10 protein-coding genes are annotated in these 8,161 nt (G+C 56.7%); 4 read left to right on the top strand and 6 right to left on the bottom strand.

Translation table 11 applies throughout. From position 1 onward, the window contains the following. Positions 1–220: hypothetical protein (locus tag ASILVAE211_RS23455; RefSeq protein WP_227323791.1), on the top strand; the 220-nt coding region annotated here is incomplete at its 5' end. A 16-nt stretch (positions 221–236) separates the two neighbouring features. Continuing rightward, entirely contained in the window at positions 237–461 is a 225-nt protein-coding gene (locus ASILVAE211_RS23450) for a hypothetical protein (RefSeq protein ID WP_227323790.1), read from the top strand. On the opposite strand, the gene ASILVAE211_RS23445 is transcribed toward ASILVAE211_RS23450, so the two are convergent. Beyond that, the gene (locus ASILVAE211_RS23445) at positions 451–1,368 is read right to left on the bottom strand and encodes a LysR family transcriptional regulator (protein ID WP_227323789.1); all 918 of its coding nucleotides are present in this window, start codon (positions 1,366–1,368) and stop codon (positions 451–453) included. The two genes, ASILVAE211_RS23450 and ASILVAE211_RS23445, sit on opposite strands and share 11 nt — an antisense overlap. Before the next feature lie 145 nt (positions 1,369–1,513). On the opposite strand from ASILVAE211_RS23445, the gene ASILVAE211_RS23440 reads away from it, so the two are divergent. Next, positions 1,514–2,368: an oxidoreductase gene (locus ASILVAE211_RS23440; protein WP_227323788.1), complete on the top strand. Its 855-nt coding sequence runs from the start codon at positions 1,514–1,516 to the stop codon at positions 2,366–2,368. A gap of 73 nt (positions 2,369–2,441) precedes the next feature. Beyond that, positions 2,442–3,422, top strand: coding sequence for an aldo/keto reductase (locus ASILVAE211_RS23435; protein ID WP_227323795.1), 981 nt, complete (start codon positions 2,442–2,444; stop codon positions 3,420–3,422). A 510-nt stretch (positions 3,423–3,932) separates the two neighbouring features. Here the strand turns inward: ASILVAE211_RS23435 and ASILVAE211_RS23430 are convergent. From ASILVAE211_RS23430 to ASILVAE211_RS23410, 5 genes are read right to left on the bottom strand one after another with little or no spacing between them, the layout of a single operon-like run. Continuing rightward, entirely contained in the window at positions 3,933–4,718 is a 786-nt protein-coding gene (locus tag ASILVAE211_RS23430) for an amino acid ABC transporter ATP-binding protein (RefSeq protein WP_227323787.1), read from the bottom strand. Then, positions 4,715–5,395: an amino acid ABC transporter permease gene (locus ASILVAE211_RS23425; RefSeq protein WP_227323786.1), complete on the bottom strand. Its 681-nt coding sequence runs from the start codon at positions 5,393–5,395 to the stop codon at positions 4,715–4,717. Before ASILVAE211_RS23425 ends, ASILVAE211_RS23430 begins: the two co-directional genes overlap by 4 nt. Continuing rightward, entirely contained in the window at positions 5,392–6,048 is a 657-nt protein-coding gene (locus tag ASILVAE211_RS23420; RefSeq protein WP_227323785.1) for an amino acid ABC transporter permease, read from the bottom strand. The genes ASILVAE211_RS23425 and ASILVAE211_RS23420 overlap by 4 nt, the downstream gene beginning before the upstream one ends. 44 nt (positions 6,049–6,092) lie before the next feature. Next, positions 6,093–6,950, bottom strand: a complete 858-nt coding sequence (locus ASILVAE211_RS23415) for a transporter substrate-binding domain-containing protein (protein WP_227323784.1) — start codon at positions 6,948–6,950, stop codon at positions 6,093–6,095. Between the two features lie 60 nt (positions 6,951–7,010). After that, positions 7,011–8,141, bottom strand: coding sequence for a M24 family metallopeptidase (locus tag ASILVAE211_RS23410; protein ID WP_227323783.1), 1,131 nt, complete (start codon positions 8,139–8,141; stop codon positions 7,011–7,013). Between the last annotated feature and the right edge of the window lie 20 nt (positions 8,142–8,161).

Genomic DNA, 8,161 nt, shown 5'->3' with positions numbered 1-8,161 from the left:
AAACGGTGGGCACTGCAACAGGGTATCGGAGCTCTGCAACGCGTGGCGATTGAACAATTCGGAGTCAGAGCTGGCAAGTTCGTCCGATTGCTGTACGCAACATGCAAATAAGGTTTTATTAAAAGCCTCTCACCGCCTTGCGCGCGAAACGACGGCCTCTTTTGCGCACGGAATGAGAATGACCCCACACTTTGAGGAAAAGCCTTTTAAGGAATATTGACAGCCAGGGAGGGATGATGACGGTTAAGGGCTTGCGCGCCTCAATCAATCCCATGGTTGTCGGTTGGATTGCTCAAGACTTGGTATCGGGTCACTTTGAGAGCCTTCGCGCTTGCGCCGCTTACGGTTTGGCTCGTCACTCCAAAATGGCACAGTTTTTGAAAACAGCAATTTCAATTACTTGCAAATTATTAAGAACGCTAGATTTACTGGCGGGCGACAGCAGTGTAATCACCAGGTAATGTCGACAGCCTTCTCTTCGCCCGACTGTCTAAGTGCATCGACGAAGAGCGAAAATGCCAAGGACGGCTGGCCCTGGTTGGGATAGTAGAGATGGTAGCCGTCGAATGGCTCGCACCAGTCTTCCAAAATCCGAATCAGGCTGCCGTCTTGAAGATGGGCCTGCACCTGATCCTCAAACACAAAGGCAATGCCGCAGCCTTCCAGTGCCGCGTTCAAGATCAACGGTACGCGATTGAGCACGATATTACCACCCACTCGCACCCGAAGCCGCTGCCCGGCCTTCGAGAATTCCCAGGCATAGAGTGACCCGGCGCTCATGCGCAGATTGATACAGGATTGCCCAGCCAATTCGCGCGGCGATAGCGGTATGGAATGTTGTTCGAAATAGGTGGGCGAAGCAATTGCCGCCATCTTGAGCGCGGGACCGATTTTAATGGCGATCATGTCCTTCGCCAGCAACTCGCCAAGTCTGACACCGGCGTCGAAGCGCTCGGCAACGATATCCGTCAGTTGGGAATCGATGACCAGTTCCACGTTGATATCGGGATATTCAGCGACGAAGGGCGCAATCGCGGGTAGCAGCAGCGTATGAGCTGCATGTTCCGAAGCGGTAATCCGGATGGTCCCGGCCGGCTTTTCCCGCGATGCCCGCACATCTGCCAACCGCGCCGCGATGTCCGTGAAGGCGGGGCGCACGATCTCCATGAGCCGCTCGCCGGCGGGTGTTGGCGCCACGCTGCGCGTCGTTCGCGACAGAAGCAGAATGCCCAGACGCTGCTCCAGCCTGCGCATGCTGTGGCTGAGCGTGGACTGAGAGACGCCGAGCTTGGCCGCAGCCTTGGTAAAGCTGCCAGCCTCCACAATCGCGACTAGGTTAAGAATATCCCCCAGATCCTCGCGGGTCATGACCACAATTCCAATTTATGATATTTTACCATAAACGCATGCATGATTGCCCTACTAATATAATAGACGAGTAAGCGATAGATTGGTTCCGGCAGGCTTGGGGACGTTCCTGTGCCCCTTCCCTCCAAAGAAACGGAGATGTCTCATGGCAGAAGCACAAAGCCCAGTTTGGCTTATCACCGGTTGCTCAACCGGTTTCGGCCGGGAATTGGCGTTACGGGTTATCAAAAAGGGATGGCGCGTCATCGTCACGGCGCGCAACACGGATCAGATTGCCGACCTTATCTCGGCTGGTTATGACAAATCATTTGTGCTCGCGCTGGCGCTCGACATCACGAAAGCGGCCGATATTGATACCGTGATCTCCCGCGCAAAGTCTCAATTCGGCCGCATTGACGTCTTGGTGAACAATGCCGGCTACGGCTATCAAAGCTCCGTCGAAGAGGGTGATGACGCGGAAATACGCGCTCAGTTCGACACAAATGTCTTCGGGCTATTTGCCTTGACCCGTGCAGTTCTGCCCATGATGCGCGCGCAGCACAGCGGCCATATCATTAATGTCACCTCAGTCGCAGGCCTTATGGGGTTCCCCGGCTCCGGCTATTACGCGGCCTCCAAACACGCGATCGAAGGCTGGTCCGACTCTCTTCTGGCCGAAGTAAAGCCGCTGGGGATTCACGTCACCTGCGTCGAGCCTGGACCTTTTCGCACCGATTGGGCGGGGCGCTCGCTGCGTCAGACCATCACCAAAATCACTGACTATGCAAAGACCGCAGGCGAGCGGATGAGCGGCATAAAGGATATCAGCGGCACCCAGGCCGGTGACCCGGGCCGTGCGAGCGACATTATGATTCGCCTGACTCAGCAAGCCAATCCGCCGCGCCATCTCGTGCTCGGCGCCATTGGCTTTGAGAACGTCACGAAGCAACTCAAGGCTCGGCTGGATGAAATCCAAGGCGAGAAAGACACTGCCTTGGCGGCGGATTTTCCCAAGGCTTAACAAGGCTTGCCCGCGCATCGCGGTCAACTCATGGGTTGGCCGCCACATTCTCTCATCACAGGAAAAGCCGCATATGAAATACACGAAACTGGGTGGCACTGGCCTCGATGTTTCCCGAATTTGCCTTGGCTGCATGAGTTACGGTATTCCCGAACGCGGCAACCATCCTTGGACCTTACCCGAAGAAGAAAGCCGTCCCTTCATACGCCAGGCCTTGGAAGCGGGCATCAACTTCTTCGACACCGCGAATGTCTATTCAGACGGAACCAGCGAGGAAATAGTTGGGCGTGCTTTTAAAGACTTCGCGACACGAGATGAGGTCGTCATCGCGACGAAGGTGCATGGCCGCATGCGACCCGGGCCGAACGGTGGCGGCCTCTCCCGCCGCGCCATCATGAGTGAGGTCGACGCAAGCCTACGCCGCCTGGGCACCGATTATATCGACCTTTATCAGATCCATCGTTGGGATTACACGACACCGATTGAAGAAACGCTTGAAGCCTTGCACGACATCGTGAAGGCTGGAAAGGCGCGCTATATCGGTGCCTCATCTATGTATGCTTGGCAATTCGCGCAGGCACTTGCCATCGCCGAGCGCCACGGCTGGACAAAATTCGTCACCATGCAGAACTACCTGAATCTCCTCTACCGTGAGGAGGAGCGTGAAATGCTGCCGCTCTGCAAACAGGAACATATCGGCGTCATTCCCTGGAGCCCGCTCGCGCGCGGACGTCTGACGCGGGATTGGGACGAAGCCAGCGCGCGTTCCGAGACAGACGAGTTTGGCAAATCGCTTTACGCCAAGGCGGGCGATGCAGACCGTCGCGTTGTGGACGCCGTACGCACAATCGCTGAGAGCCGGGGGGTTCCCCGCGCGCAGGTCGCGCTCGCTTGGCTGCTGGGCAAGTCGGCGATAACGTCGCCGATCGTGGGCGCCACCAAGCCGCATCATCTGGCGGATGCCGTAGCGGCCGTTGATCTCGAATTGACTTATGCGGAAGTGGAGGCGCTTGAAGCGCCCTATGTTCCGCACGCCGTTGCGGGCTTTGCATGACATGAAAACAGGCGATAGGCAGACACTCGCCTGTCTCCCTAAGCGCTTATCCAAGGGAACCGAGGATGTAAGACGTTCCCGTCAGACATGCCGTTCGGTTCATCGAGCCCGGGCCGATCTTACTCGTCGTCACCAAAGCTCAGACGGCCCCAATGTCATGACGAGGGGGTTTCACTTGATGATGCAGCATGATCCACCGCTGATCGGTTGCATCATCGACCCTTGGGATCATAGCCAAGCCGCACTTCATATGACTGGTGAATGCGTTCTGGCGGTTCCGGGCTCTTAGCTGGCAAGAACGGTGGTAGATATTGGCAATCGCTCCGGCGCCAATATAGACAAGTTTGCCACCTTCAATCTCCATGCGCGGCCTGGGCGCAAATTGACCGTAGGCGGGTGTGGACGCCGGACGATTGCTTCTGAGAGACCACCGATAACCCGGTGTACGAGTGCTTTGCCGTTGTCATCTGTGAACCAAAGGACCATTGGCCAAAAGCAACTGTGCTCAGCCTAAAAATTTGTCCGATCATGATAGGTTTGCAGGAACTGTTGCACGCGGGCTTCCTTGCTTTCATGAAGCACCTGCTGCGATGGACCAACGTCAATAATCCGGCCGCGATCCAGAAAGGCGACACGATCCGCAACGTGAGCCGCAAATCCCATTTCATGGGTTACGACCACCATTGTCATGCCCTCAGCGGCAAGCCCTTTCATCACCTGCAAGACTTCGCCGACCAATTCCGGATCCAGTGAAGAGGTCGGCTCATCGAACAGCATGAGGCTCGGCTCCATCGCGAGCGCCCGCGCGATTGCCACGCGTTGTTGCTGGCCGCCGGACAGTCGTAATGGATAGCTATTCCGTTTGTCTGTAAGACCCACCCTATCAAGCGCGACCTCCCCGCGTTTGACGGCGACCTCGGCCGACAATCCCCTCACCCGCAATAATGGTTCCATCACATTCTGAATGACGGACATATGCGGCCAGAGATTGAACTGCTGGAAGACAAATCCAATATCGCGCCGCGCCTGCCGCAGCATGCGATCGGACATCGGCCGTCTTTGCTTTTGCGCAGCATCGACATACCCCATGAGGTGACCGTCGATGCGAATTTCCCCGGCATCATAGGCTTCAAGAAAATTGATGCAGCGCAAGAGCGTGCTTTTGCCCGAACCACTGGCACCGATCAAACAGACCACTTCGGACTGATGAACGTCCAAGCTGACGCCATCTAGTACGGTCAGTGTTCCGAAGCGTTTACATACATCGCGGATTGCTATTTTCGGAACCTTGTTCATGCACGTACCTCGGCGCTGTCACGGCGCGCGAAAAGAGTGAGCCGATATTCGATCAAGGCACTGAACCGGGCGACGCATTCCACGAAAACCCAGTAGAAGACGGCCAAAGCGGCGATGCCGGAGAATGCGGAATAGGTTTCAACCGTCATGCTTTGGACCTGGTACATGAGATTTGGCACCGTGATAATGGAAAGTATCACCGTCTCTTTGGACAAGCTGATCAGTATCGAGACGATGGAAGGGAAGATCGCAACCAGCATGGTTGGCAGGCTGATACGATAGAGAATCTGGAAAGATGTCATGCCAAAGCTGGACGCTGCTTCGATCTGACCCTTGGGCAGCCCCTCAAACCCTGCGCGGAATACTTCGGCAAAATAGGCCCCAGCATGAACGCCCAAACAGACGACACCAGCTGTCAAAGCAGACAGACGAATGCCAATGGAAGGCCCACCGGAATAAAGCAGAAACAGTTGCAGCAGAAACGGTGTGCCGCGGATGATCTCGATATAAATGCGCAAGACCCATTGCAACGGGCGGACAGGCAAACGCCGCAGCAAAGCTACGCTCGCGCCAATCGCGAGCCCGAGCACTGAACCAAGCAGCCAGGTCCATAAGGTGACGCCAGCACCGCTCAATAAAAGCGGCGCATAATGCCACAGGGTCTGGAGCATGTTCATGCGATGATGCCCCGGCTGAAATGTCGCTCAGCCAGAGTTCCCAAACCAGCAAGGCAGAGATTGATCGCAAGATAGAAAATGCCCGCGCCGATATAGGCTTCCAGCGGCCGGTAGGTATCGGCCGCGATATTCATGCTCACCCGCGTTAGTTCCGATATGCCGATGACAGAAATCAGGGAAGAGGCTTTCATGAGCGCGATGAATTCACCAATGACCTGCGGCAAGCATGTTCGGATGGCTTGCGGAAGCAGAACGCGCCGCCAGGTGTCGATTCCGGTCATCCCGAAGGCCTGCGCTGCCTCGGCCTGTCCTCGTGGAATGGCCGTAAGCGAACCGCGCAGCATCTCTGCCAGATAGCCACTGGTGCAAAGCCCCAGTGCAAGCACGGCGCTCACGGATGCAGGCACAAGGATTCCGATGAGCGGCAGCAGATAGAAAATCAGCATCAGCATGACAAGAAGCGGCACGCCACGGCAGAAGCTGACATAGGCGAGCGCCGCACGCTGAAATAGGATGGAATTTGCGAAGCGGGCGGCGCAAACGACAATCGCCAACGCGGCACCTACAACGATGCCGCTAGCCGTATAACCGATCGTCGCGATCGATGCCTGCAGCAGATAGGGAAATGCATCGATTATAACGCCAAACTGCATGTGCGGCCTGAAGGTCTTCCCTGTTGTCTTAGAATGCTACATGCTCAGATAACGGGCGTGGGAAGTGACTGCGGCAGCGGGGTCACGACACCAAACCATTTTTTCTGGATCGCGGCGATCTGACCATCTTCGGTGATCGCATGCAGCGCTCCGTTAATGGCCTCAATCAAGGCCGTATCGTCATGCCGTGCAACCCAGCACAGGTAAGTGGGTTTCCCGAACGGCGGCGAGACCAGGGCAAAGGTCTCCGGGCGTTTCTGCGCGAGGTAGGCGAGGCTGGGTGAGGAATTGGCCACGGCATCCAACCGGCCCGATGCAAGATCGGCATAGGCCTGACTGTTATCTAGATATTCGTGGATTTCGACCGGCTTCGGGAGTGTTGCCGAAAAAGACTGGAGATCCATGACCACATGAGACCCTTTCTGCACGCCGACGATCTTACCAGAGATATCGCGCGCCGTCTTGATGCTTGTGTCATTGGCCTTTTTCACGAGTGCGGCGGTTGCCGCGCCGATCGGGTTGGTAAAGGCGTAGTGCGTGAGACGCTCCTTCGTTGCCATCACCGGTGCGATGCAAAGATCAAAGCGCCCGGCTTCGACGCCCGGCAGAATGCCATCCCAGGGAATATCATTATACGTCACTTTGATTTTCAACTTTGCCCCAACGGCGTCAATCAGTTCGCGGTTCGCGCCGGCATATTTGCCATCCGCGATCATGTCCCATGGCGCGAATTGCATCTCTGTCGCGATATTCAGCACGCCGCGCTTTTGTACAGCTTTCCATGTCGTCTCCGCTCGCGCCGATCGGCTGCCGCCGGCAAACAGGCCTGACGCCGCCAGTGATACACCCGCTGCCTTGAGCAAGCGGCGGCGCGGAAGGCTGAAGTCACAAAGATCATTCATGGCGATGTCTCTCCCTGGGGCTAAGAAGCGGTTTATTTGGTAATGGGGTTGGACGGTTGATCAGCCGCAGGCGAAGATCTCATCCGTATTGAAGTCAGGAGATAGCAGTTCCGGCCCGTGATCCGTGATCAACAACATGTCCTGTATATGCCAGTGGTTCACGAAGGGTTCCATGGCAATCACCATGCCACTCTCCAGACGTCTCGGATTGCCGCGCGCGATAACAGGTTCCTGCTGATGCCACCAACAACCGACACTGTGGCCCGCTATGATGCTGGAATAGGACGTGCCCGCCGCCGCAAACTGATCCTTGGCAAACTGATAAATCTCTCCGGCGGTACGTCCCGGCAACAGCTGCTCATTCACCGCGCGATAGATGTCGCGGATCACGTGATAGTCGCGGGTCTGCTCAGGAGTCGGCTGACCAATGACGGCGCAGCGCGACTGATGGCCCGGATAGCCTTTGAAGTAAGCCACGTAATCGGTCCGGATGGCATCACCGGCCTGAAACACAAAATCGCTCTCGCCGCCATAAGGCAGGGTATTGCGCGATGAATTCAGAATGCCATGGGTGAATTCTGAGCCGCCCGCGATGCATTCCGCCACGATGGCACCATGAAGGTCCCGCTCTCGCATGCCGGGCCGCGCGGTCGCAAAATGCTTCAGGAAAGCGTGGTCGAGCACGCGCGCCCCTTCGCGTAAGCGCGCAATCTCGGCCGGGGTCTTGATTGCACGCACCTGCTCCATAAGCTCTGATGAGTCGACCATCTGCATACGCGGCAGTTGTGTGCGCAGGCTCTCCCAGTCCGCGGCATTGGTATACTCGGTCTCGAAAGCAACAGTGGCGCTGCGCAGACCCATCGCAGTCAGGGTCTTAATCAAGGCCTCGACCGGCTTCTCTCGATAGCCTTCATAAAGATCGAAGGCCTCGATCCATGAGTCCCGTTGGGCGAGAGGGGCAGCGATGGTGTTCGCAATAATCCTAGGCTCACCGGTTCGCGGCCAGACAAGATAGACCGCGCGCGGTGAGTCGACGAGATCGACATGGCGGGCAAGGGTTCCCGGGAAAGCGAAGCCCGCCAGATAGGCCAGATTGATCCCTGCGCGGGCGACAACGGCATCGACGCCACGGGCATCCATCTGAGCCGCCATGCGATCGACATTCATGAGATCACGCGCGGAAGGTTTCATCGCCGACCCTTTTTAGATTT

The organism is Acidisoma silvae (genome assembly GCF_020618775.1).
GTDB classification, from domain to species: domain Bacteria; phylum Pseudomonadota; class Alphaproteobacteria; order Acetobacterales; family Acetobacteraceae; genus Acidisoma; species Acidisoma silvae.
This window is presented reverse-complemented; position numbering and strand designations above follow the sequence as displayed.

What these genes read in the sequence shown, in the direction of transcription:
- ASILVAE211_RS23450 (WP_227323790.1), top strand. Translation starts at nt 237, where the DNA reads ATGACGGTTAAGGGCTTGCGCGCCTCAATCAATCCCATGGTTGTCGGT.
- ASILVAE211_RS23445 (WP_227323789.1), bottom strand. Translation starts at nt 1,368, where the DNA reads ATGACCCGCGAGGATCTGGGGGATATTCTTAACCTAGTCGCGATTGTG.
- ASILVAE211_RS23440 (WP_227323788.1), top strand. Translation starts at nt 1,514, where the DNA reads ATGGCAGAAGCACAAAGCCCAGTTTGGCTTATCACCGGTTGCTCAACC.
- ASILVAE211_RS23435 (WP_227323795.1), top strand. Translation starts at nt 2,442, where the DNA reads ATGAAATACACGAAACTGGGTGGCACTGGCCTCGATGTTTCCCGAATT.
- ASILVAE211_RS23430 (WP_227323787.1), bottom strand. Translation starts at nt 4,718, where the DNA reads ATGAACAAGGTTCCGAAAATAGCAATCCGCGATGTATGTAAACGCTTC.
- ASILVAE211_RS23425 (WP_227323786.1), bottom strand. Translation starts at nt 5,395, where the DNA reads ATGAACATGCTCCAGACCCTGTGGCATTATGCGCCGCTTTTATTGAGC.
- ASILVAE211_RS23420 (WP_227323785.1), bottom strand. Translation starts at nt 6,048, where the DNA reads ATGCAGTTTGGCGTTATAATCGATGCATTTCCCTATCTGCTGCAGGCA.
- ASILVAE211_RS23415 (WP_227323784.1), bottom strand. Translation starts at nt 6,950, where the DNA reads ATGAATGATCTTTGTGACTTCAGCCTTCCGCGCCGCCGCTTGCTCAAG.
- ASILVAE211_RS23410 (WP_227323783.1), bottom strand. Translation starts at nt 8,141, where the DNA reads ATGAAACCTTCCGCGCGTGATCTCATGAATGTCGATCGCATGGCGGCT.